This is a genomic window from Thermococcus celericrescens, assembly GCF_001484195.1.
Taxonomy (GTDB): domain Archaea; phylum Methanobacteriota_B; class Thermococci; order Thermococcales; family Thermococcaceae; genus Thermococcus; species Thermococcus celericrescens.
The window spans coordinates 1-24,503 of the sequence record NZ_LLYW01000011.1 but is presented as its reverse complement, the minus strand read 5'-3'; the positions used below and the strand labels follow the sequence as shown (position 1 = coordinate 24,503).

Here is a 24,503-nt window from a genome sequence, read left to right as displayed (position 1 = left end):
TATTCCGGACGAAACGGCATCTCCACACACCCGACCCATCACCTTTTTAAAAGGCTCGTTCAAAGCCAACCCAGAGAGATGAATTAGGTGAGGCTAATGGCGTTAACGTTCAAGTCCAACCCGAACATGCCGGAGGAGATAGCGAGCCTCTTCAGGAAGCAGCACTACGCGCTCGTGGGCAGGCACAGCTCGGTAAAGCTCTGCCACTGGCTCAAGGAGAGCATAAAACACGACCGCTTCTGCTACAAGCAGAAGTTCTACAACATACACTCCCACCGCTGCCTGCAGATGACGCCGGTTACAGCGTGGTGCACCCACAACTGCATATTCTGCTGGCGCCCGATGGAGGGCTTCCTCGGCACGGAGCTCCCGGAGCCGTGGGACGACCCGGCCTTCATCGTCGAGGAGAGCATAAAGGCCCAGCGTAAGCTCCTCGTCGGCTACAAGGGCATGCCCGGCATAAACATGAAGAAGTTCGAGGAGGCGTGGAATCCAAAGCACGCCGCTATAAGTCTGTCCGGCGAGCCGATGCTGTACCCCTACATGGGCGACCTCGTCGAGGAGTTCCACAAGCGCGGTTTCACGACCTTCATCGTCACCAACGGCACCGTCCCGGAGAGACTTGAGGAGATGATAAAGGAGGACAAGCTACCGAGCCAGCTCTACGTCTCCCTCACCGCCCCGGATATCGAGACCTACAACAGGGTTAACGTCCCCATGGTTCCGGACGGCTGGGACAGGATAAAGGAGACGCTCAGGCTCATGAAGGACGCCCAGACCAGGACGGTGATAAGGCTCACCCTCGTCAAGGGGGAGAACATGAACAATCCAGAGGGCTACGCGAAGCTGATAAAGCTCGCCAACCCGATGTTCGTCGAGGCCAAGGCGTACATGTTCGTCGGCTTCTCGAGGCAGAGGCTCACCATCAACAACATGCCGCGGCACGAGGAGATCAAAGCCTTCGCCGAGGAGCTGGTGAAGCACCTACCTGGCTACCACATAGAGGACGAGTACGAGCCGAGCAGGGTCGTGCTCATAATGCGCGACGACGTCGATTCCCACAGAACCGGAATCGGCGGCAGATTCATAAAGCACTGACCTCCTTTCCTTTTTATTCCCTCGGGATATGGAAAAAGTTTATTTATTTTCATCCCCTAGGGGATAGTTAGAGGTGTACGGGAATGAGGAGGACGTTAACTGCCGTAATTCTGTTCATGCTCTTTGTGCTCCCTTATGCCAGTGCCGCAAGTGTAATAGATGAGTCCCTTGGATTCATCACATACACCGTGACGGACACAAACGAAGTCCCCGAAAAAGCCCTGCTTTTAACTGCCCTCGTTTCCACCGTCGGAAAGGCCCAGAACAGTACCGACGCGCTCTCCGCCGTAGTGAACGTCACGAAGGAGCTTCTCGAAATCCAGAACCCGGATGGGGGCTGGGGCCACTACCGGGGCGAGGTGAGCACTCCTCAGGATACTGCAACTGTTCTGATTGCCCTTGGGGCCGTTAGAGAGCTTACGAAGGAATACTATACCGGAATCAGCGAAAACGACATTGAAATAGCAATACGGGATGGCAGGACGTATCTTCTAACAGCGTTTAATGGGGAGGGATGGGGGTATCTGGCGGACTCCCCCACGGAGTTCTACCCGACCGCACTCTCGCTCTGGGCACTCGGGAGCATTGGTTTAACGCCCGAGAACAGCATCGCGGTCGAAGCCGGGGCCGAATACCTGGAGAAGGCCAGGAATTTGAGACCTGACTACCTGGCCCTGAGGCTCATAGCGTTTAAAGCCATCGGTTACGGAAACGTGACCGCGGATCTGGAGAGGTGCAAGGAACTCCTGTCCTCTGACGGACTCAACGAAAGGGAGAGGGCCATGCTCACCTACGCCCTGGTTCTCTACGAGCCGCTGAGCTTTGACACAGGGCGGGCGCTGACGGTTCTCGAACTGGTCGGCAACGACAACGGGACGTATTATCTAACCAGCAGTGAGGGCCCGTTCCTCGATACGGATTCCATCGCCCCCACCGCCTACGCGGTTATGGCATTCTCAAGCGTGGCTGACCGGCTCTCAGGAAACTTCACCAACCCCAAAGCGGAGCTGTGTTCAGCGCTGACCGAAAGCCAGAACCCCGACGGGAGCTGGGGAATCCACACCGGGGCCCGCGGATCGGCGAAGGCAACCTACTACGCGGTTCGGGCGCTGAAGACATGCACCCCCGTGCCGGAAAGTGTTGACCTGGCCATAGAATGGGCGCGGGAACACCTGACCGCCGCCAAGGACAATGCGGTACTCCACGGGACCGTAACCGAAGAGTATTACTACACAGTCAAGCTTCTCGCGGAGTTTGGCGATCTGAGCGACGACGAAAAGGAGGAACTCCTGAACTTCACGCGCTCTCTGGAGGTCTTTCCTGGCAGGTGGGCCGGGTACTTCTCCATACCCCAGCCGTACGAAACGGCGATGGGTCTTGACCTGCTGCTGGAGCTTGGCGCGAAGGGGGATGACATCAACGCCTCCAAGGAGTGGCTCCTGTCGGTGACCCCGGACGGATGGGGCATAATACTCAACCACCTGCTGAGTGTTATGGTTGGAAAGAACGTCCCAACCACAGTGACAGTTCTGGAGTCCCTCACGGGGATCACAGATATTGAGAAGCTGGGCCCGCACTCGGACTGGCTGATGGCCCAGAGACTCCACGACGGCTCCTGGGGACACTTTGGCAGAAGCGAAAACATGCTGGGAGAGGTTTCATTAGGAGTGAGTTCGATGGAGTACACCGTGCGGGCCGCGGAGGTCCTGGACGCCCTCGGATACGACGTAAAGGGCGACGCCCTAAAGTGGGTCATTGACAACCTCCACAACGGGACGAAGACGACCGTGGACACCGCCCTTGCCCTCGAGTTCATTAAGGACGTCAAGTTCCTGCCGGGAGTAACTCTCTACGAGACCATAAACGCCCTCCGCGGCGGATTGTGGGAACTTCACTACGCCGGGGAATACAGGGCGGTCTCCGAGACCATCGCGCCCCAACTCGAGGAATTCGGGTCAAGTGTGGACCTGAAGGAAGGGGTTTCCAATGTGGAGGATGGAAACCATATCTTCCTAGCCGCCCCCGGCGACATCAACGTCTCGAGGTACAACGGCGAGGTGACCCTCGAGGTCAAGGGTCAGCTGGTGACGGTAAACGGCAGAACATATCCCCTGGCCAGCACCATAGTCATAATACCCGGCAGGACTCAGGACGGCCACGTGCTGATGGTTCTCTTCGACGAGCAGAGCAGCGGGGCTGTGGAGCTCATATTCACCTCTGGCCTCTTCAAGTACTTCCACGGAAAATACCTGGTGCTCGAGGCGAAGGACTCCAACGGAAACGGTGTCATTGACCCCAACGAGATAAAGCTCCTGGACGCGGGGTGATAGAGAAGTGAGGGCTCTAATCATAGGGGTCGGCCAGTGCGGGACTAAAATCGCCGACCTCTTTTCCCTCGTCGATTTTGAGGCGCTCGCTGTGAACACATCCAGGGGCGACCTGGAGTACCTCAAGCATGTCCCCCATGAGCGGAGGATACTCATAGGCGAGAGCCTAACCGGCGGCAAGGGGGTCAACGCGAACCCAATACTCGGCAGGGAGGCCATGAAGCGCGATTTGCCCCTCGTCATGCGCAAGATAGGTTCAATAATCGGCTACGAGGATGTCGACATATTCTTCCTGACCTTCGGCTTCGGCGGCGGAACGGGCGCCGGAGGAACACCCGTCCTGGCCGAGGCGCTCAAAGAGGAGTACCCTGACTCCCTGGTGGTGGCCATCGGTGCACTCCCCCTCAAGGAGGAGGGGATAAGGCCCACAATCAACGCCGCGATAACAATCGACAAGCTCTCAAAGATAGCGGACTCGATAATAGCCATAGACAACAACAAGCTCAAGGAAGGGGGCGACGACATAAGCAAAGCCTACGAGAGGATAAACTACACGATAGTCGAGAGGATAGCGTCCCTTTTGGCCCTGGTTGACGTTCCAGGAGAGCAGACCCTCGACGCGAGCGACCTGAAGTTCGTCCTCAAGGCCTTTGGAAGCTTTGCAACGGTCGGCTACGCCAAGGCAGACGCGGGCAGGATAAAAAGCCTTTCAAGGCTCATCACCCGGTCCTTCGAGAGCGAGGGCCTGTACCTTGAGGCGAACATCGAATCGGCGCTGTACGGACTGGTCGCGATTCACGGGCCGCCGGAGGTTCTGAAGGCCGCCGACATATTCGAGGCGCTCAACTACCTCACCAATAAGATAAGGGGCAAGCAGATATTCCGCGGCTTCTACCCGGACCCGCGCGAGAGGGAAGTCGAGGTCGTTACGCTCCTCAGCGGCATCTACGAGAGCAGGAGCATCGAGGACATCATCATCACCGCCAAGCGGTACGCCCAGTCCTTCATGGAGGCAAAGGAGGAAGCGGAGAACAAAAAGAAGGAGCTCCTAAGCGGCCTGCCCGACTTCGATGACGTGTACGCCAGGGGAGGAAGTGAGCTCAAGGATATATTCCCCGACGGCGAGTATCCGGACATAGATAGGATAAGCAAAAAGCTCAGGAGGGAGAAGGATGAGTGAGCCAATAAAGGACTCCGTTGAGGTGGCCCTCGACCTCGACGAGAAGGAGGTCTACGCTCACATAGCACACGAGAGCGCCGAGGACATCATCAGGATTATCTCCTCCCTCGATGCCGAGCGGGCGAAGCTCCACGGGGAGGTCATCTACTACAAGGACGACTGGGACGACCTCATCAGGGAGAGGATAGCGAAGGGAAAGCGCCATACCGCATTTGATTTCTACAATCCAGCGCTCCTCGACATCTGGGAGGAAAAGGTCAGGGAAATCAAGGAAGCAAAGAAGAGGGAAAAGATAGCCTACGCAGTTATAGGGGCACTGATCGCCTCCACTGCAGCCGCAACGGCAATCCTGGGGCAGCCGTACTTTATCGCGGGGCTGGCAGCACTTCCAGTTGTCCTCTTCGTCCGAGACATCACCCGCGAGAGGCTCGACCTGGTATACTACGAGCTGACGCAGTTCTTCATCGACGAACTGGCCGGGCTAGTGGAAAAGCACTCCCTTCAGCCGGAGAGATACAGGTTCAAAATATTCAGCGGAGACTACTTCGGTGTTGAAACGAAACGGCTCGGAACTGGCCTTTTTGCCGTTGTAAACGCCGGAAAACCGAAGAGTAACGATTAAATAGATGTTCGTGGATATACCATTTGAGGGAGAGATGTATGATCAAGAAAAGCAACACTGGGAGGGCCCAGATATCCCTCGAGTTCCTGTTCATCTTCGGGCTGCTCACAATCCTCCTGATATACTCCGTGAGGAACGTCTCCTTCAGTGAGGGCTCACCATCGATTGAGAACCTGCGGATCCAGATTGCCCTTGAGGAGAAGAGCCTGGCGAACGCCATATCCAATACGATAAGCCAGGTGTACGCCCAGGGGCCGGGCTCAAAGGCGACGACCTACGTTAAGCTGACCTACCTGAAGAACATCGGATACGTTGAGAGGGCATCAGGGGTAAAGAACCCCGCCGTGTTCATAACGTACTGCAACATGTCGGGCAGACCCGGCACCTACGTGTTCATCACAAACAAAACGGCTCCCTTTGAACCCCTCACCACCGGAGACGACAAGAACGTGTTTCATGGCGCGGCAATCTACTCAAAAAAGCTCAGCAACAACAGCTCAATCTGGAGGATAATACCCTCCCCTCCATTCTCCCAGGTATCCATTGATAATCCCAGTGGGCAGTTCTCCAAGGAGTGCGGGGCCAAAAGCGGCTCCACGTACACCCTATACGGTATAATCGTGGAGCCAGCGGATTTGCCCTCTGAATTGAGAATCGTCGTTGAGTGGAACCCCAACAGAGGCGACTCGTGGTCATACAACACAACGGCCAAGGAGCTGAGGATAAACATCAACCCGGGTGGATGAGATGAGAAAAGCACAGCTGAGCCTCGACCTTCTCTTTGCGGTGACCCTCATGACGCTGACCGTGGTCAGCCTGATAAGCCTCGCAACCCACGAGGTTGAGGGGGCAAGGGCGTTCGACGCATCTACCAGGCTGAAGGTCTTCACAATCGACTTAAGGGACACCGTGACCAAGGTCTACGCCGCCGGCGATGGATTCGCGGTTAAGAAGACCGTCCCATTCGAGCTGAAAAGCGGGGAGTACGTAAGGGTCACACTGAACGAGACATCCAACGAACTGAAGGTCGAGGCGGAGATCAACGGGGGGAAATACACGACCGTCCAGAGGATTCCCGTGCCCCTCGTCTCAAACAGCACGGTTACCCTCACCCCCTCAAATAACGAACTCTGGATAGTTTGCCAATACAACGAGACCGCCGGTGGGATGGATGTCAAGGTTAGCGGGAAGCCGTAAGGGCCAAACCTCAGTCGAGATGCTCTTCATAGTTGGGATAATCCTCGCGGGGGTAGTTGTCATCATCCCGCTCTACACCCAGGAGAGCGGGGATTCCGTTATGCTGGCGGCGGTGAGGGACGCCGCGGCCCAGGCCGCCGTTTACATCGAGACAGGGGTGATCAGCGACAAACCTGAGTACGAGGCGTTGAATGATATCATAAAGAATTACACAGAATACGGAAGCGTGGGGTTCAGGTTCGCCGGACTTGGCGTAACCTCTGAAAGCGATGAGAAAGTTACGATAACCGTAAAATTCACGCATGACCTTTCTTCGAACTCCTCAAGGGACTCCAAAATAGCCAAGGGCATTGGGAGATTCTTCAGGGAGTACCTTAAAGACGTGAGGGGATTCCGGCTCGATGGTGGCCACCTGTATTACGCGGGCAGACTGGTGGAGTTCAACGTCACCGTTGGCGAGACGTGGGAGGTGGTATCGTGAGACGTGGCCAGCTCTTCTCAATGGACGCGCTCATCTCGATAGTTCTTGTAATTATGATACTCGGCACGGTCTCGGCGACCTCGGAGAGCCTGAGGAGCGAGATAGCCTCTATGGTCGGGTGGTATGAGAGGGCCAACATAGCGGACAACATGCTGGATGTCCTGACAAAGAGCCCCGGGGAACCGGAGAATTGGCATGTATCTTCCCAGAACATAAGGATGGTTGGACTGCAGGATTCCATTGAGGGCTATCTTGATTACACAAAACTCGAAACCTTAATGTCCATGGTATCCTCAGACAATAAATCAATAATAAACGCTTTGTGCAATCTTTCCAGCGGGAACAACTTCGAATTGGCAACTTACCTGACGGAATACACCCTAGAGGCTAGTTTGTTGAGAAATGTTCGGGGAGGGCTCCCGGGTTTTATTACAACATGCGATCCCACAGAACTGCCCACCGACAGTGACGTTACCGCATACTGCCCATCAGAGGAGTTTGAATTCCAGAGTTCCAGTGGAAGCCCCTGGGCCAACAATCAGTACGCAAACAGCGGCGGCTCGGTCTGCATTTTAAACCCAGTTTTCATAATTGGAAAGGGTCAGAACGGGGTTTATCAAGTCACCCTCAGCGCCGGCTACTTCGCGGTTGATGGAAATCTGGAACTAACAAAGTGGGCCCAACTTTCCGTTTCCGCCGGAGACGTTTACGTCAACGGAGATCTATACATCGAGATAAGAGGGAATCCCCAAGCCAGTTCCATAGCCGTAAGCGGACACAGTGTTTACGTGAACGGAACCGTTCAAGTGTATAAAGGAAATTTAACAATAAACGGAGGGTCCCTCTACATTTTCAACCCCGACGATTCGAGCCCAGCGATTTCCCTTGGCAGAGGACAAGGAACCTCACCAGGAGGGGATATAACTGCCGATGCTGTTTACATTCACTTTGATGGATACTGGTTTGCGATAACCGGAGACCCCCTAGAAGAATCCAGCTGGCATGTTAATGTAAACGGGGACTGGGTGCCTATAGCTCAGACGGATATTTGGTGGTATGTTTGGAATGATGATGTTTACATAAACAACGCTAAGATAATAGACAACGCCGACCGCCTCACAATCAACGGCGGAAGCTTGGACCAGTTCGATGATGGGTATTCGTTTGAGGACGTTGCACCCCCGTGCATCCTTTACGCGGGAGAATCCGGGGTAGAGCTAAGGATTTCGAGCATCAACGTAACCTACCAGCTCCCGTCGTTTTTTGACGTCTCAATCAACGGGGAAGAGGTAGCAGTCATAAACTGCACCTCAGTAACCGATGAGAAAACAATCCAAGGCTCGAAAAACTCAGCCCCATGGATTGAATATACGGAAAGACGGGTTCCAACGTTAAAAAAAGTCTATTCCCATAAGTACACATTAACGCCGGATGAATTGCCCAAGGAGGCATACTCCGGAACGATTGACCAGTACACTAGCGGTATGGTAAACATCACGTTCCCAGGTGGAGTGGATGAGGGAAACCTGACACTACTATCGGTGTTCACAACGCCGGATTACACGGGACATTCAATTGTGGCGTTCTTCAAGACACAGGACGGGTGGATTTATGGAGCTAACATGACTAAAATCTATCCGACGTACAACATCTCAGGAACACCGGAAAACTGCGAGATCGAGATTAACAATAACTATGCCACCATGTCGCTGTCCTGTCTCGTCCCCCCAGCAGAACTCGATAAAAGCGTTACATTCACAGTGTGGGCATACAGCCTTGAAGGATTTCCGGAGGTTACCATAGAGGACATCGGGAATCTCGACGCCTACCTTAAGCCCGTGAGACAGATGGGAGTTATAAGGCTCTGGGTGTGGCCGAGAAGGTGAGGCTAATGCGAAGGGGATTCATCTTCACGCTCGACGCTCTGCTCGCGGTAACGCTTGTGACGATAGTAGTCGTTGGCATAATAGGGGTAACCAGCAACGCTTCGGGCATTTACACGACCCAGATTCGGGGAGAAAACAAACAAGTGGCGGAGAATCTTCTGGAAGCCTTTAGAACCGTCCCATTAAGTAATTTAGTATCCCCCACCCAGATAGAGACTTGGATAAACGGGACAGACCCGGTTCTGGATCTGACCTACGTAAATCCCCAAATGCCACCGCTCCAGATAGTCGCAACGTACTGGGCGTTAAACTCAACGGATTATAAACAGAAAGCTGAGACCATAATGAAGTACCTCCTCGACAACCTCGCAGGCGGCTACAAGTACCAGCTGATAATAAACAACTACACCAGCCCGTATCTCACCTTCGACAACTCCTACGAGAACGCGAGCGACGTTGGCTCCGCAACTGTTATGGTCAGCGGATACGTCTCCAATGAGACGCCGAGGGGATACGTGGCGAAGGCGTACCTCACCAAGCTGGTAACGTCCCAGGAAAAGCTCGTTGGAATACAGAGGGTTCTAGCGGGGGGGTATTACTGTTCGAAGCCGGTTCAATCAGAGGATTACATAGACTACCCTCTAACGGTTTCGTCCCTTTATATTGAGTATCAGACTGTTCCAGGCGACAGCAGTACAGTCCAATCTGGGAGGTTCCAGCTCAGCGGTAGCTACAGCGGGGGAAGTGTGGACGTTGATAAGGATTTAAACGGGTGGAGTGTTTATTATGACAATATTTATGTGGATGGTTACGGATACGCTGGTCGCATTGTAATAAATGATGGAGTAAATACCATCAGATTGTACTTAAACAGTGAGTTCTCCCGTTCTACTACAAGTTATGAAGTCTGGGCCATAGTATACGAGGATGCCAGCGGGAACCAAGCAGTTGTGTACATTGACAGTGGGGTTTACATTGAGGCTAGCTGGGATTACTATTGGGTTATTTTTCCAATAATACGAAAGTGGTACATCTCCTCGTCAAGAGCGTACACGACCGTTCCAGACATTGACGATGCGGTCTACAGTGTTCTTATACCCTCGTATACATGTAGTATGTGGGATTATAATGATAACTCTCTTGATGTTAGTATTGGATTCAAACTTCCCCTCGACGCTTCAGACATAAGTGGACTGCTCAACTACGCCACTAGATTCGGTGAACCTGTAAGTTTTACCCTAAACGGGAATCCAGTTTGGTCTACGAACATATCCAACCAACTCATCGGAGGGGACAATCTCTTAGAGGCAGAGTTTACGAACCCTTATGGGGATGAAATGGGCTTTGGAAGCGGTAGCTGGATAAGCCTGAAGTACACGACCTCATCGCCTCAGGTCGATGACCCCGGTCTGGTTAAGCTCTACAACATAACAAGTAAGGGAACCGGAATATACTACCTCAACTCCCTCTTCGTCCCGGGCAACGTTACGGGCATAAACATAAAGCTCACCGTCGAAGGCGTCCACGAGGTCAGGGTCTATTACTCAAACGGGACTGGCCTGAACCTGATATACGAGAACACGAGCGTCTCACCTGGACTGAGCACAGTAACTATAGACAACGCCACACTCGTGGGCAATCTAACAAAGTATGTAACCCTGCAGGAGCTTAGTAAAAGAAACTTCAATCTGATAATCATGCTCGACGCCTACTATGACGCCAGCTATAGTCATCGCCCGGTGAGATATGCCGGCCAGGACTACAACTACAACTGGAACAACGAAAGGGTTCTCTACGGCTATCCAGACTCGTACATAAACATCACCTACATACCGAAGGTTACAACTACGAGGTTCACGATACCTATAGAAGAGACGCACGAACTCAGCTCAGACAGCGATACAGAGATGCATTTCGATTATTACCTGCCCGACAAAGCACAGCCGTGGTACGTTGATGTGTGGACGGCAATACTCTTCCAGGGCGATTATGTAGATACAGACAACTCAATTCATGTTTATGAAGGGCCCACTACACGGGAATTTCTAAGCTTTCCCATAGACCTCTATCTAATCAGGCTCGCCTACACCAAGATTGCAGACTACATCATGGTAAATGGGTCAACAAATACATTCAAAATTCTCAGCGATGACGATTACTATACGTTCAGGGTCGATGATAGCCGCGCCATCGTCCACTACTTCCTCAAAGGATACGCACCCTATGGAAACATCTTCACCTACTACGCCCAGGACAATGCCTGCGGCTACAACCTGACGTACTACTATAACCTCACAGGTACTCCACAATCGGGTACGGTTGTCATAGGGAACTGCCCACCAAGCGAGAGTCCAAAACCAATAACGACCTACGGCCTCAAACCATGGAAATATGCCCTGGACGATGCCATCTATCGCCTCTTTGTTCAACTGGGAGCAAAAGAGCATCCAGTAGATCAGATAAAACTCGATAACACCCTGATGCCAGGCACGGAAGAAAACCCCATCCGCATAGAGCTTAAAGGTCTGGCGGGTAAGGCGATTGGAATAAAGAACGTACCGGCAACGGGAGAAGCCATACAGGTGACCTTGCGGATATGGAGGGGTGACTGATGCGCAGGGGTTATCTGCTCAACGTCACGGTACTGCTTCTCATTATCCCCCTCCTCCTTCTCGCGGCCACGTACCAGGAGGCCTCCAGCTATATCATTACATCCCAATCCCAGAGAACCCTGGTCGAGAGGCAGTACTTCGGCATAAACAACATCCAGGATGACCTCCAGAACATTGTGGAGCTGAGCTTTAAAAGGGCCTATTTAACCCTAACGGAATACGTAATCAACAATAACTTCGTGAACAACGCGTCCCGGGAGCTTGAAAGCTTGATGGTTGAGGGAACCCTAAATGGGGTTTCCCAGAGCAGTATGGGGGACATCACGATAAGGGACTGGTTCATCAATACTGTTTCCTATCTCAACTCCATCGGAATGGATATAGAACCGTCTGATCCCGAGGAGTTCATAAACAGACACCTGGAAGTCACAGTTGGGCCCCTCGACTCGTTCCACGTCGCCGTCAGGGTGAAAATAAAGAACATAACAATCATAGATGGCTCTGGAGTCGTGCGGTACTCGGGAGATATTCCCGCGGGAAATGACAAGTACATATACTCAGTTGTCAGCATTGTCGGTTTTGAAGACCCCTTCATCGTCAGAGAGCTGAACGGACTGTACACGAGAGTTATAACCCCGTGCAAAATACCATTTCCAGGGGAAACCTACGGGTACTATAACATATCCAATCAAGGTGACGTGGATGGACTTGTCCTCGACTGGTGTTACGTTGGTCTCCCGGACAACTCATCGGCGGGGATGTATTATCCGACAATACTCGAGAGATTCGAGGGCAGTATGAACCAGCATGAGTACTACACAATCTTAGCTGAGGAGTTTCAGAGGGATTTAGGGTTTACCCAGACGCTTCCAGTTGGACTTGAAACTTTCATGGTTCCCGATCCGAGCATAGACCCAACACTGCTGGGTGCGCTGACAAGTATAGGGGCAAGCGTCCCCTCAAGTTATACCAGTGCTTCGTACTATTTCCTCAAATGTGCAGTCGAAGGCACCAACTGTATAATCGGTGACCCGGTACCACCGTATCCCTCGTTTAAACTCGATACAATCACAAAAAAGTTGATATTCGGACAGTAAAAGAGGGGGTCAAATAAAATGAACCTTGAAGACCATTTATATCAGCTAGGATTGGCCGCCGAAAGGTTCCCCAAATATCTAAAAGGAAAAGTCAAGGGATTCCTTATCCCCACTCCCTCTAATAATCCCCCGTCTCTTCGCCTGTCCCACCGGATCATTAAAGGCAAAAGGTTCACAATTCACGAACTCATCAGCCTCCACCTCCAGCTCTGCTTCGTGACTTACCTCGCGATCAACTTCGTTATTGTCTTCCTAACAGGCACTCCCCTCTACCTGCTGGCGGTTTCAATCCCATACTTCCTCTACCTCCGCCACTTCCTCATCCGCTACGGTAACTTTCTCATCGAAGAAAAACCATACAGGATTTTCTACTACGGAATTTCCGCCATCTCTTTTCTCGCCTTCCTCGGATACTCCCTGCTGGAGCTTGCCTCTCCAGAAATCTACCACTACTACGTCTACGTCGGGATAATAGCGCTGGCGGTTCTCCTCTTCCGCCATTACTTCAAGGCAACCTTTGGAAGGGATTACACCTACGGGACGGTCGAGGAAGTCAAGGGCGACATGGTCAGGGTCTTCATCCACGACGACATGGCGGCCAACATCAAGCCGGGCTTCTACTGGCTCCCGGCGGTCGAGGAAGCGGAGCCTGGAAGAGTTGTGAAGGTTCTCGTGGAGGATAGAACCTTCAGGAGCGCCAGACCCGTAAGGATACTGGAGGTCTATCTCGGTCAGTCCTCCCAGAGCTCGACTGAACCGAAAGAAGAAACCGAATGAAGCACGAGCAGATAGATAGAATGGCAGGGTTCAACGAGGTTTGTCTTGACGAATCCCCTACCCATCTTCTTTATCTCCAGGGGCTCGACACCGTAGCATTCAGGAAGGATTAGAACGGCGTCTTCTCCCTCAACAAAACGAAAGCTAAGCCCTTCGCAGACCTTTTCTAGGAACTCCTTGAATTCCTTCCAGCTATCAATCCTGGTGCGGTAGTACACCGTGTGCCCCAAGCTAACTATCACCAATAAGAGTAAACATTGAAATTTTAAAAAGTTTTCTGGAGGGCAATTTAAAGTCGTAACCAGCAAGACTTTTCAGAGGGGATTCCACATGCTGGACGGAGCGATGATGAAAGAACCCGTTGCAGAGAAAAGATGAGGAGAGAACCGACTAGCTGAGCTCCCCGCAAAGCTCAGCAAAGTTGCGGTATATCTCGGAGCCGTGCTCGGTGTGGGCAACCTCTGGATGGAACTGCACGCCGTAGATGGGAAGGCTCTCGTGCTTCATGGCCTCGACCGGGCAGGTCTCACTCCTGGCCAAGAGCCTGAAGCCATCAGGCAGCTCCTTCACCTCGTCCATGTGGCTCTCCCAGACCTTCAGCCTCCTTGGAAGCCCACGGAAGATCCCGTTCTCCTCCAGTATCTCCACCTCAACGAGGCTGTACTCGGCCTTTTCGCCCTTTCCAACCTTTCCGCCAAAGTGCTTCGCTATCAGCTGGTGACCCAGGCAGATGCCAAGAATTGGAACGTTGAACTCGTTGTAATGCTCCAAAATAGCGGAGCAGTTGCCGGTCCTCTCGATGTCCGGGCCGCCCGAGAAGATTATGCCCTTCGGTTTCATGGCCTTTATCTCCTCAAGCGGCGTCGTGTTGGGGATTATCTTTGCCTCGACGCCGAGGTACCTCAGAGTCCTCCAAATCCTGTGGACGTACTGGCCGCCGTTGTCCATGATGACTATCATGCGACCACCTCACTCAAACTCAATCGTTGCTGGAGGTTTGTTGGTGATGTCGTATAGCACCCTCCCAACCTCGGGAATCTCGCTCGTTATCCTGAAGGCTATCCTCTGGAGGACATCGAAGGGGACGGCCATCGCGTTCGCAGTCATGCCGTCGAGGCTCTCAACGACGCGAACGGCTATCGTTTCCTTGTAGGCCCTTATGTCCCCCTGAACGCCGACGGTCTTGACCCCGAGAAGAACGGCGAAGGCCTGCCAGGGTTTCAGTCCGGCCTTCTCAATCTCCTCCTCGACTATGGCATTAGCTTCTCTAACGATGGCAACCTTCTCCGGCGTAACCTCGCCGAGGACGCGGACGGCAAGGCCGGGCCCCGGGAAGGGCATGCGGTTGTATATCTTCTCCGGCAGACCAAGCTCCATGCCAAGCTCCCTGACCTCGTCTTTGTAGAGGTCACGGAGCGGCTCTATCAGCCTGAGGTTGAGCCTCTCGGGTAAGCCGCCAACGTTGTGGTGGCTCTTGATTTTCCCCTTGCTCTCGATCCAGTCGGGAGCGATAGTTCCCTGAATCAGGAACTCCGCGTCGATTTCCCTCGCAACCTCCTCGAACACCTCTATGAAGACCCTGCCTATTATCTTCCTCTTCTCCTCCGGGTCGGTAATGCACCTAAGCTCGCTGAAAAAGCGCTCGCTCGCATCAACGTAGTGGAGGTTGAGGCCAAACTCATCCCTGAAGGTCTTCACCACGAATTCCGGCTCGCCTTTCCGCATGAAACCTGTGTTGACGAAAACGGCGTGAAGCCTCTCACCTATTGCCTTGTGAGCCAAGATCGCCGCTGTTGAGCTGTCAACGCCACCGCTCAGTGCTATGATAGCCTTGCCATCGCCAACCGTATTTCTAATCTCCTCAACCTTCTCCTCTATAAAGCGCTCCCACATCACTACCATCCTCCTTTTGCCCCCATTTGGGCGTCAATTTATAAACTTATCCTGCAACATATTAAACAAATTTATGTCAAAACCTCCCCAAGCCTGTCCTCCTCCAAAGCCTGCCTCAGCTCCATGGCTATCCTCCTGCCGGTGCTCACCGGTTTGTCGTAGCGGAGCCAGCTGTATGGGGAACCGTGGACGAAGGGGTTCGTTCCGGCGACTATCCTGGCGGAAACCTCGAAGACGACGAACTCAAGCTCCTCGGTGAAGACTCCCTCCAGGCAGAAGGGGCCCCAGAGACCGCCCACGAGCTCCTCGGCAGCCTTGACCGTCCTCTCCCCGGCCTCGATGACGTCCATCAGCAGGCTCTCCCTCAGAACTATCGGGATGTTGCCTATCACCGTGTAGTTGGTGCCGAATTCGAGGTCGAGCTGCTCTTTGGCCGGAATCCTTCCTATCGCGTCAGCATTGGACTCGTAACGCCGGTCTATGCTCATCAGCTCCAGCTCTCGGTTGAGCTTCGAGTAAAAGTAGTGAGGGTAAACCGGGACGCCGAGGACGTACTCCTGAATCTGAACCCCTCCTAGGCCATCTTTGTCCCTCACGCCGAGCCTCTCGGCCTTCCTCCAGAAGTCCTCTGGGTCCTTGGCCAGGAAGTAGCCCTTTCCACCCTTCGCCCCGTGGGGCTTGACTATGACCGGTCCATCTATGTCGTCCGGATCTTCGTAAACCCTCGGAAGCCTTAAGCCGGCTTTCTCAAGCCACTTTCTCTCCAGTGAGCGGTCGCTCTCCCACTTCAGCACCTCTTTGTTGCCGTAATAGGGAACGCGCATCCTCTCAACAAGCTCGATTCCGAGGTGGGCGACGAACGAGCCTGTGGGTATAACGACTGCGTTTAACTCAAGCAGTCGCTCCTCGGGGTAAGTTCCTTCGATGAAATGGTCCGCAACCGGGAAGTACTTCGTGTAGAGCGGTTTAACTCGACTTTTTCCAAAGGCCACCGTCTCGAAGCCTTCCTCCTTTGCCCCCTTCAAAATTTGAAGGGCCGAGTGTGAAGCATAGGTCGCTACCCTCATTTCTCCTCACCCAAGAGCTTTGGCAGGGACTCATGGATTGCTCTAAGCTCTTCGGGGGGCTTTCTGAGGAGCTCCCTTCCGTGCCAGTAGAAGACCGCATCGCTTCCTCCTGCTTTCCCGATGACCCTGAAGTGCCTGAACATGGTCTTGAGCTCATCGAGGTTCTCTTCCGGGAAGGTAACTATGTAGCGGGAGTGGCTCTCGCTGAAGGCGACCTCGATTGGGTTAGAAGTTTCGGTGGGAACCTTTGAGAGGTCTGCTGTGAAGCCCGTGTTTCCAGATAGGGCCATCTCAGCGAGCGCCACTGCTATTCCGCCTCCGCCCACGTCGTGTACCGCCCTAACGAGGCCTTTCCGTATAGCCCTCAGAATCCCCTCGGCGTTGGCCTTCTCCTCGTCGAGGTTCACGCGCGGGGCAAAGCCGCCTTCGACGCCGAGCCTCGCGAACAGCTCCGAGCCGCCGAGTTCTGCCTTCGTTATCCCAACGACGCCTATGAGCAGCCCACCGCTCAGCCCCATCTCAGGGATTTCCTCAAGCTTAACCTTTCCGAGGCCAGCGACAACAGGCGTCGGCTTTATCGGTATCCCGGCAACTTCGTTGTAGAAGCTCACGTTCCCGCTGACGTATGCCAAACCGAAGGCCTTAGCCGCGTCCGCGAGGCCCTTAACGGTCTCGGCGAAGCTCCAGTAAACTTCGGGCCTCTCGGGCGAGGCAAAGTTGAGGTTGTCCACGAGGGCCAAAGGTTCAGCCCCGACGCTGACAAGGTTCCGCACAACTTCCGCAACGGCACCCATGGCACCGTGGTAGGGGTTGAGGTGACTGTGGTTAGGGTTGCCATCTGATGTAAAAGCCAAGCCGTACTCGTCGTTGAGCTTCAGTATCGCGGCATCGCGGCCGGGCTTGAGAACCGTCCTTCCCTGAACTTCATGGTCGTACTGCCCCCATATCCAGCGCTTGCTCAGGATGTTAGGACTGCCCCAGACGAGGTCGAAGGCCTTCTCGAAGGAAACCTCCGGAGTTTCAACAGGCTTTTCGGCTTTGTACGGCTCCATCTCCCACTCTATCGTCGGCACATCCGCGAGGAGCTCCACCGGAAGGTCCGCTACCTTTTCGCCCTTCCAGTATACTATAAAGCGCGGCTCCTCGATGACATCTCCAACAACCGTCCATTCGAGGCCGTACTTCTCGAAGATTCCCCCGAGGACATCGATATCGGCTTCGCTAACGGCGAAGAGCATCCTCTCCTGGCTCTCGGAAATCATGACCTCCTTTGGGGTCATCCCGGGCTCGCGGAGGGGAACCCTGTCGGCATAGACCACCGCACCAAAGCCCTTCTTGCCCGCCATCTCGGAGGCGGCGCAGGTCAATCCTCCACCGCCCAAATCCTTCAGCGCTTTCACCTTGCCCGTGTAGACTGCCTCAAGGGTCGCCTCGATGAGCAGCTTTTCAGTGAAGGGGTCGGGAATCTGAACCGCCGAGCGATCTTCCTCCTCCGCGTTCTCGCTCAGCTCTTCGCTCGCGAAGGTGACGCCGTGAATCCCGTCCCTGCCGGTCCTGTTGCCGACGAGGATTAGCTTGAGACCTGGCTCGGTTACGTAGCTGTGGACGAGGTGCTCAGGCTTCATAACTCCAACGCAGGCAACGTTAACGAGTGTGTAGTTATCTAAGCTCTCATCGAACTCCGTCTCGCCCCCAACGGTCGGGACGCCTATCCTGTTGCCGTAGTCAGCTATACCCTTGACGACGTACTCGAAGAGGTACCTGTTCCGCTCCTTCTCCAGCGGGCCGAAGCGTATGGGGTCGAGGAGCGCCATCGGCCTTGCACCCATACACAGAATATCCCTGACGATCCCGCCGACGCCTGTGGCGGCCCCGCCGTAGGGCTCAACTGCTGAAGGGTGGTTGTGGCTCTCGATTCCAACGACTATCCACGTTTCGTCGTCGAACTTCACTATCCCAGCGTCCTCGCCAGGGCCCAAAATAACGTGCTCGTTCTCCGTTGGAAGGAGCTTCAACCAGGGTCTGCTCGACTTGTAGGAGGCGTGCTCGCTCCACATAACTTCGAGCATCGCCCACTCAACTTCGTTCGGCTCCCTGCCGAGCCTTTCACGAATGAGCTTCTCCTCGTGCGGGAACATCTCCTCACCTCCTCGCCCACTCCACCATGCTCCTGAAGAGCCTCAGGCCGTCTTCACTGCCCAAAAAACGGTCGCTCGCGCGCTCTGGGTGGGGCATGGTTCCGAGAACGTTGCCCCTCTCGTTGACTATCGCCGCTATGTTGAGAACCGAACCGTTGGGGTTTGCTTCCTCGCTCACGTTTCCTTTCCCGTCGCTGTACTGGAAGACGGTTCTGACCTTCGATGGGTCGTCCACGTAGTAGTTGCCCTCCGCGTGGGCTATTGGCATCCTTATGACCTCCCCGGGTTCGTATAGCGAGGTGAACGGCGTTTCGACGTCGTTAACGCGAAGGTGCACCCACCTGCAGAGGAAGCGCGGAATCCTGTTCGGTCTCAGTGCCCCCGGAAGGAGACCCGTCTCTGTGAGGATTTGAAAGCCGTTGCATATCCCCAAAACAGGCCTTCCCTCCCGGGCAAACTCCCTCACCTTATCCATTATCTCCTGCCTTGCCGCTATGGCTCCAGCTCTGAGATAGTCTGCGTAGCTGAAGCCGCCGGGGAGGACGACGCCGTCGTAGTCTTTGAGTGAGGTCTTATACCACACCCTCTCGGCTTCCGCTCCCGCTTTCCTTATCGCCCTCTCAGTCTCGAAGTCGCAGTTTGTTCCAGGGAACACGACCACAGCGAAGCGGACCATCTCAGCTCACCGGCTCGATGCTGTACTCATAATCGTGGATGAGCGGGTTGGCAAGGAGCTTTCTGCACATCTCCTCGACCTCTTCCTCCGGTTCTTCGCTCTCCAGCTCGAACTCGAAGTGCTTGGGAACGCGCAGATTCTCCACCGCGTAGCCGAGGTTCCTGAGGGCGTTTCCGATGACCCTTCCTTCGGGGTCGTTGAGGCCTTCCTTGAGGCGAACGATGACGGTAACCTTCCACTTCATTTCAACCACCTCACGTGACAACCTTCCCAAGCTCGTCGAGCTCAAGGGCGCGCTTAATCTCAAGGGCAACTCTCCTTCCGGTGCTCATCGGCTTCCTCCAGAGGGCGTTTCCGTAGGGGTGCCCCACCGCCATGTGGATGTTGGTTCCCCCGCCGGTTCTTGGAGCGACGTCGTAGATGTAGAAGTTCAGGTCTTTATCAACGGCTGTCTGGAGGGTGAAGGGCCCGATGATTCCCGGGGAGTAGTACTCCTGAGTGGCCTTCACATAGCACTCGGCCATGTGGAAGACCTTCTCAAGAAGAGACTCCCTGAGGGTTGAAGAGGCATGACCGGTGACGGTGTATTCAGGCTCGAACTGGTGCTCCGGAAGGGTCAACTGCTGATGAGCGGGAAGCCTCACGTGGCCGTCCAGGCTCGTCTCAAAGCGCCAGTCTATGCCCAAAAGCTCAATCTCTCCGTCGATCGGCGAGTAGAAGAAGTCGAAGTTGAAGACCGGCCCAATGATGTAGCGCTCGATTCTGGCCTTCGCGAGGTCCTCCTCGGTGATTACGCCGAGCTTGATGAGCTTCTCGGCCTTCTCGCGGAACTCTTTGTAGCTTGCTGCCGTAAAGAAGCCGCGCTCAAGCCTCTTCTTGGCATGAGGGAGCTTGACGATGACGAGGCCAACCTCATCAATCTCCTCCGGCTTTACGGGTTCGGGATAGGGAAGCCTGGCCTTCTCAAGGAGCCAGTAGTAGCTCTTCTCCTCGCTCCTCTCCTCGCCCCTGAGGAGGTTCCTGCTGCCGAAGAGCGGAACGCGGAAGTCGTTCTCAACCCTATCAATGCCAGTGTAGACCACGAAGGAGCGGTTCGGGACGAAGATAACGTTCCTCTTTACCAGCTCCTCCTGGACGTTAACGATTTGGGCGAACTTCTCAAGGACCATAACCTCGTCAATGAAGCCCTTGGTCAAGCCATCCCTCGTCTTCCGAAGCTTGAAGTACTCGGCGTAGGTCCTGTGCCTGCCCCTCTGGGCGACAACGAGAACCGGAAGACCTTCCTCCTTTGCCCCGTCGGCTATATCCAGCGCGGAGTGGCTTCCTATGACTCCAACGGTGATTTTCTCCGGATCGTATCTTTCAAGAACGCTCAAGATCTCATCGCGGCTTATCATCCCAACCACCTCAGCATGAATTCGGCTCGAACTCCTTTCCAAACTCCCTCATCAGCCTAATCCTCTTCTCAACGCTCTCCCTCGTGCCCACGTCTCTGCGATAGAACAGCTCACCTTTCACGTAACCGACGGCATTCTGGGCCATCTTCTCCGCCTCTTCGAGCGTATCGGCGATTCCAACGACCGCTATGGCACGGGAGCCGAGGAGCGTGAAGTTCTCGTCAATGGAGGCGTAGTAGAGCTTCGCTCTCGCCTCTTCCACCGCCTTATCGTCCACCTGAACTTTAACCCCCTTAACCGGGCCCAGGGGATAGCCCTTTGGAGCGAGGTACTTGACAACGGTGGCTTTGTTCTCAAACTCCGCCTTCCTAAGGTTGCCGTCAACGATTCCCTCAGCGATCTCAAGCAGGCCCGTCCTGAGGAGGGGGAGAACGTTCATGGCCTCGGGGTCGCCGAAGCGGGCGTTGTACTCGATTATGACGGGACCGTCTTTGGAGAGCATGAACTGGCCGTAGAGGATCCCCTTGTAGGGCGTTCCGTTCTTCCGCATGGCTTCAACGGTCGCTTTCAAAGTTTCAAGGGCCTTTTCATAGTCCTCTCTCGGAACGAAGGGGAGAACGTGGCTTGAACATGAGTAGCTCCCCATGCCGCCGGTTATGGGGCCCTTATCGTCCTCGTAGGCGTGGGGATAGTCCTGGGCGAGGGGCATCGGGATTACCCTCTTCCCGTCCGTGAAGACCTGGAAGGTGAACTCAACGCCGTCGGTTCTTTCCTCAATGAGAACCCTTCCATCCTTCCTGATGAGCTCCTCGGCGTAGGCCTTGGCCTCTTCGTTGTCCCTCAGCTGGTAGCCGACCACTTTAACGCCCTTTCCACCGGTGAGACCGAGGGGCTTCACAACGACCGGCCTTCCAAAGTCGTCTATCCACGAACGCATCTCAGAGACGTCCTCAAAGACACGGAAGAGCTTCCTGCCGGGGATTTCATACTTCTCCATGAGGGAGCGGGCAAAGGCCTTGTTGGTCTCAATCTGGGCGGCATCCTTAGTCGGTCCAACCGCGGGGATGCCCTCACGCTCAAGGGAATCAACTATACCTTTCTCAAGTGGCGCCTCCGGGCCTATGAAGGCAAGTTCTATTCCCCATCCCCTGGCGAGTTCGATAACTTTCTCGATATCCGTTTCCCTGGCCAGACTGTAGTCCTTTGCGAGCCTTGCCAGCCCGGGGTTTCTGTGCTTCGAAACGACGTACATCTCGGCGCCGCTTCTCACGAGCGCCTCACCGATGGCGTTCTCCCTACCGCCGCCTCCAACGAGCAGAACCTTCATGAGCTTCACCATATATTTGTCAAAAACTTAAGTTTTTAAGCTTTGTTTTTACATTGAAATGGCAAAATTTATAAAGGCCGAAGTGAACTTCCTCCGGTGGAGTCCATGAAGGTGCTTGTAGTGATGGGAAGCAGGAGCGATTCCCATATAGCGGAGAAGGTTACGGCAGTTCTCGACGAGTTCGGCGTTGAGTACGACGTTGAGGTCGCCTCGGCCCACAGGAACCCAAAAAAGGTTGAGGAGCTGGCCAAGAAAGACTACGACGTTTTCATCGCCATCGCAGGTCTGAGCGCCGCGCTGCCAGGTGTGATAGCGGCCCACACAGTTAAGCCCGTTATAGGAGTCCCCGTTTCGGCGAAGCTCAACGGCCTCGACGCCCTCCTCAGCATAGCCCAGATGCCGCCCGGAGTTCCGGTTGCTGCAGTGGGGATAGACAACGGAAAGAACGCGGCCCTGCTGGCGGTTGAGATCCTGGCGCTAGGGGATGAAAAGCTTAGAAAAAAGCTTGAGGAATACCGCGAAAAGGGAAGAATGTAGCCAAAATATAATGAAATGAGGGGAAACCCCCCGATTCCAATATTTTAACCCGCACAACGTATTATTCCACACGACTTGTTTCATCCATATATTTAAATCGGCCCATCATTCAAGCATCTTATTCCAGCAAACACCAGACGCGTGTAGTTGGAATACTAAAATTTAAATTTTTCGGATTTTATCCAAACTATTGGACCGATTGTATGCATTGGTGCATACCCTAAACAAAGAGAGGAGGGGCTAGAACCCGCAGAGATGACCGGCTTTTTCATAATCCTGGGAGTGCCACTCTGAACTCCTGGTTCTAAGCTCAACCATATGCGCCACCATCTCGGCACGTCTCTTTGCCTCCCCGATATCCCTGTCCCACGCGAGCGCAACACCCAGCCTTCTGCCAGGGTATGCCTCAGGCTTTCCAAAGAGACGAATCGTCGAGTTGGGGACGCTCATGGCTCTAGCCAAGCCGCGGAAGCGTGGGGAGTAACCTGAAACGTCGGCCTTGATTACGTGAGTAGCTGCGGGCGTTAGGATAGGGAACAGACGGTACTCTTCGACCCACTCTCCGGGAATCGGAAGTCCAAGAACCGCTCTGAGATGCAGTCCGAACTCGGAGAAGCCCGTTGGGTGGGAGGCAAGGGTCACCATTCCCGTGTCGTGGGGTCTCGGCGAAACCTCGTTGGCCCAGACCTTATCGCCCTTAACGAACATCTCGACGCCGAACAGTCCGAGGCCGCCGAGGACGTCGGTTATACGCTTGGCTATCCTGTAAACCTCGCGCTCGGCCTTTTCGCTTATCTCAGCCGGCTGCCAGCTGGAATGATAATCCCCGTCAATCTGGTAGTGGCCGACCGGCTTCGGGAAGGTCGTGACGATTTCACCGTTCTCATCGTAGTGCCTCACAGCAAGCTCGGTCATCTCAACGTCAAAGTCAATGTGCTCCTCGACGATTATCTTGTCCGCGCTACCGCGAGCCTTCTTCTTGGCCTCTTCCCAGGCCTTCGGGACATCTTCTGGCCCCTTAACGAAGTATGAACCCTTGCCGGAGGAACTCATTATGGCCTTTGTGTGGCAAGGGTAACCTATCCTCTCGCAGGCCTCGTAGAGTTCGTCTAGAGTAGTCGCGTAGGCGTAGCGTGACGTCGGAACTTTGGCTTCCTTCGCGAGGGTCTCCCGCGTCCTCTCGCGGTGCATCGCTATCCACGTGGCCCTGGCGTTCGGGACAACGAAGTAGCCGTCCTTCTCCAGCTCGAAGAGAGCGTCGAGATTTATCGCCTCTATCTCGGGGATTATGGCATCGGGTTTTTCACGCTCAATCACGGAAAACAGAAAGTCGGCATCCCTCATGTTTCCCACGTAGGAGCGGTGAGCAACCTGCATCGCCGGGGCGTTGGCGTAGCGGTCAACGGCGATGACTTCCACACCCAGCCTCTGAGCCTCGATGGCTATCTCCTTTCCCAGCTCGCCGCTTCCGAGGAGGAGTATCTTCTGGGCAGAATCCGTTGTGGCCGTTCCGAGTTCATCCCGGGGCTTGATCATAACAATCACCTCAGATTTTGACGTTAAAATGTTAAAAACTTATGATATTTAAGCCTTTTTTGACAGAAAAATGGTGAACAATCCTACACTTCTTCATGGATACCGGGGAGTAATCGGTTACTATCCCATGATTTTGACTTATTTTGGAACTTTTGGGGTGTTTTTAATGGTTTTGTTTAACCAAAAGGTTTTTATATGGGCTATTAACTACTCGTAGTTGGTGATTTCTTATGTCGAAGTTTGGTCTGTGGTGGGTGGAGTGGAATGAGGATGCTGGAACTTATGAGTCGAGGATGACCTTTGGAGGGGAACGGCCAACTTCTTATGATGAAGCCGTCCAGTGGTTCAAGAAGAGGGGTTTTGACAGGGTAGTCTTCCTCAGTGGAGAAGGAAAGGGAATCAATTACACTGGAAACGGTTATGATGATGGGCTTCGCATGGCTTTGTGGCTCTCATCAAGGGTAGGCAGTATGAATTACTACGTGCCGATTCCGTTCTACAAGTACGGGAGTAAAAAACCGAGGGATAACCCGTCCAAGGGATTCAATAATTCCTACTGGAAGGACTGGATTGACGGTGTCCTTAGTGTCGTTGACAGCAACAGGCTCGGCTTCTACTGGAGCTACGAGAGTTGCCTTCAGGCAACTCCCAATGA

22 protein-coding genes and 1 pseudogene are annotated in these 24,503 nt (G+C 54.1%); 13 read left to right on the top strand and 10 right to left on the bottom strand.

The window, feature by feature from the left end; all coding sequences use genetic code 11:
- Positions 1 to 96: 96 nt before the first annotated feature.
- From twy1 to APY94_RS03475, 11 genes are all read left to right on the top strand, one after another.
- The gene (gene twy1, locus APY94_RS03525; RefSeq protein ID WP_058938323.1) at positions 97 to 1,098 is read left to right on the top strand and encodes a 4-demethylwyosine synthase TYW1; all 1,002 of its coding nucleotides are present in this window, start codon (positions 97 to 99) and stop codon (positions 1,096 to 1,098) included.
- Between the two features lie 83 nt (positions 1,099 to 1,181).
- Positions 1,182 to 3,425, top strand: coding sequence for a prenyltransferase/squalene oxidase repeat-containing protein (locus APY94_RS03520; RefSeq protein ID WP_058938322.1), 2,244 nt, complete (start codon positions 1,182 to 1,184; stop codon positions 3,423 to 3,425).
- Between the two features lie 7 nt (positions 3,426 to 3,432).
- Positions 3,433 to 4,605: an FtsZ/tubulin family protein gene (locus APY94_RS03515; RefSeq protein ID WP_058938321.1), complete on the top strand. Its 1,173-nt coding sequence runs from the start codon at positions 3,433 to 3,435 to the stop codon at positions 4,603 to 4,605.
- A complete protein-coding gene (locus APY94_RS03510) occupies positions 4,598 to 5,227 on the top strand; it encodes a hypothetical protein (RefSeq protein ID WP_058938320.1) in 630 nt (209 codons plus the stop codon). The genes APY94_RS03515 and APY94_RS03510 overlap by 8 nt, the downstream gene beginning before the upstream one ends.
- Positions 5,228 to 5,265: 38 nt before the next feature.
- Positions 5,266 to 5,973 (top strand): class III signal peptide-containing protein, encoded by a 708-nt coding sequence (locus APY94_RS03505; protein ID WP_058938319.1) that lies wholly within the window; start codon positions 5,266 to 5,268, stop codon positions 5,971 to 5,973.
- Between the two features lies 1 nt (position 5,974).
- On the top strand, positions 5,975 to 6,424 hold the full coding sequence (locus APY94_RS03500; RefSeq protein ID WP_058938318.1) for a hypothetical protein: 450 nt from the start codon (positions 5,975 to 5,977) through the stop codon (positions 6,422 to 6,424).
- The gene (locus APY94_RS03495) at positions 6,399 to 6,905 is read left to right on the top strand and encodes a class III signal peptide-containing protein (RefSeq protein ID WP_058938317.1); all 507 of its coding nucleotides are present in this window, start codon (positions 6,399 to 6,401) and stop codon (positions 6,903 to 6,905) included. Before APY94_RS03500 ends, APY94_RS03495 begins: the two co-directional genes overlap by 26 nt.
- Positions 6,902 to 8,791 carry a hypothetical protein gene (locus APY94_RS03490; protein WP_058938316.1) on the top strand — a complete coding sequence of 630 codons (1,890 nt, stop codon included), beginning with the start codon at positions 6,902 to 6,904 and terminating at the stop codon, positions 8,789 to 8,791. The genes APY94_RS03495 and APY94_RS03490 overlap by 4 nt, the downstream gene beginning before the upstream one ends.
- Positions 8,776 to 11,403 (top strand): hypothetical protein, encoded by a 2,628-nt coding sequence (locus APY94_RS03485; protein WP_157065456.1) that lies wholly within the window; start codon positions 8,776 to 8,778, stop codon positions 11,401 to 11,403. The genes APY94_RS03490 and APY94_RS03485 overlap by 16 nt, the downstream gene beginning before the upstream one ends.
- The gene (locus APY94_RS03480; protein ID WP_058938314.1) at positions 11,403 to 12,500 is read left to right on the top strand and encodes a hypothetical protein; all 1,098 of its coding nucleotides are present in this window, start codon (positions 11,403 to 11,405) and stop codon (positions 12,498 to 12,500) included. The genes APY94_RS03485 and APY94_RS03480 overlap by 1 nt, the downstream gene beginning before the upstream one ends.
- 18 nt (positions 12,501 to 12,518) lie before the next feature.
- Positions 12,519 to 13,277, top strand: coding sequence for a DUF2101 family protein (locus APY94_RS03475; protein ID WP_058938313.1), 759 nt, complete (start codon positions 12,519 to 12,521; stop codon positions 13,275 to 13,277).
- On the opposite strand, the gene APY94_RS03470 is transcribed toward APY94_RS03475, so the two are convergent.
- The 9 genes from APY94_RS03470 to purD all read right to left on the bottom strand — a co-directional run bounded on the left by APY94_RS03470 (position 13,232) and on the right by purD (position 21,775).
- Positions 13,232 to 13,519, bottom strand: a complete 288-nt coding sequence (locus APY94_RS03470; protein WP_245610399.1) for a TonB-dependent receptor — start codon at positions 13,517 to 13,519, stop codon at positions 13,232 to 13,234. The genes APY94_RS03475 and APY94_RS03470 overlap by 46 nt on opposite strands.
- A 148-nt stretch (positions 13,520 to 13,667) precedes the next feature.
- Positions 13,668 to 14,237: a GMP synthase subunit A gene (locus APY94_RS03465; RefSeq protein ID WP_058938311.1), complete on the bottom strand. Its 570-nt coding sequence runs from the start codon at positions 14,235 to 14,237 to the stop codon at positions 13,668 to 13,670.
- A gap of 9 nt (positions 14,238 to 14,246) precedes the next feature.
- A complete protein-coding gene (gene guaA / locus APY94_RS03460; protein ID WP_211259695.1) occupies positions 14,247 to 15,173 on the bottom strand; it encodes a glutamine-hydrolyzing GMP synthase in 927 nt (308 codons plus the stop codon).
- 68 nt (positions 15,174 to 15,241) lie between these two features.
- A complete protein-coding gene (locus tag APY94_RS03455) occupies positions 15,242 to 16,237 on the bottom strand; it encodes a formate--phosphoribosylaminoimidazolecarboxamide ligase (protein WP_058938309.1) in 996 nt (331 codons plus the stop codon).
- A complete protein-coding gene (purL, locus tag APY94_RS03450; RefSeq protein ID WP_058938308.1) occupies positions 16,234 to 18,375 on the bottom strand; it encodes a phosphoribosylformylglycinamidine synthase subunit PurL in 2,142 nt (713 codons plus the stop codon). Before purL ends, APY94_RS03455 begins: the two co-directional genes overlap by 4 nt.
- Positions 18,376 to 18,379: 4 nt before the next feature.
- Entirely contained in the window at positions 18,380 to 19,051 is a 672-nt protein-coding gene (gene purQ / locus APY94_RS03445) for a phosphoribosylformylglycinamidine synthase I (RefSeq protein ID WP_058938307.1), read from the bottom strand.
- A 1-nt stretch (position 19,052) separates the two neighbouring features.
- Positions 19,053 to 19,295, bottom strand: a complete 243-nt coding sequence (gene purS / locus APY94_RS03440; protein WP_058938306.1) for a phosphoribosylformylglycinamidine synthase subunit PurS — start codon at positions 19,293 to 19,295, stop codon at positions 19,053 to 19,055.
- Positions 19,296 to 19,305: 10 nt separating this feature from the next.
- Entirely contained in the window at positions 19,306 to 20,448 is a 1,143-nt protein-coding gene (locus tag APY94_RS03435; protein ID WP_058938305.1) for a formate--phosphoribosylaminoimidazolecarboxamide ligase family protein, read from the bottom strand.
- Between the two features lie 10 nt (positions 20,449 to 20,458).
- Positions 20,459 to 21,775 carry a phosphoribosylamine--glycine ligase gene (gene purD, locus APY94_RS03430; protein ID WP_058938304.1) on the bottom strand — a complete coding sequence of 439 codons (1,317 nt, stop codon included), beginning with the start codon at positions 21,773 to 21,775 and terminating at the stop codon, positions 20,459 to 20,461.
- A 105-nt stretch (positions 21,776 to 21,880) separates the two neighbouring features.
- On the opposite strand from purD, the gene purE reads away from it, so the two are divergent.
- Positions 21,881 to 22,312 carry a 5-(carboxyamino)imidazole ribonucleotide mutase gene (gene purE, locus APY94_RS03425; RefSeq protein WP_058938303.1) on the top strand — a complete coding sequence of 144 codons (432 nt, stop codon included), beginning with the start codon at positions 21,881 to 21,883 and terminating at the stop codon, positions 22,310 to 22,312.
- A gap of 240 nt (positions 22,313 to 22,552) precedes the next feature.
- Here the strand turns inward: purE and purT are convergent, their stop codons facing one another.
- Positions 22,553 to 23,848 carry a phosphoribosylglycinamide formyltransferase 2 gene (gene purT, locus APY94_RS03420; protein WP_058938302.1) on the bottom strand — a complete coding sequence of 432 codons (1,296 nt, stop codon included), beginning with the start codon at positions 23,846 to 23,848 and terminating at the stop codon, positions 22,553 to 22,555.
- A 230-nt stretch (positions 23,849 to 24,078) separates the two neighbouring features.
- Between purT and APY94_RS03415 the strand changes: the two are divergent.
- Positions 24,079 to 24,503 (top strand): annotated as a pseudogene (locus tag APY94_RS03415) (DUF4855 domain-containing protein); the annotation flags it as partial.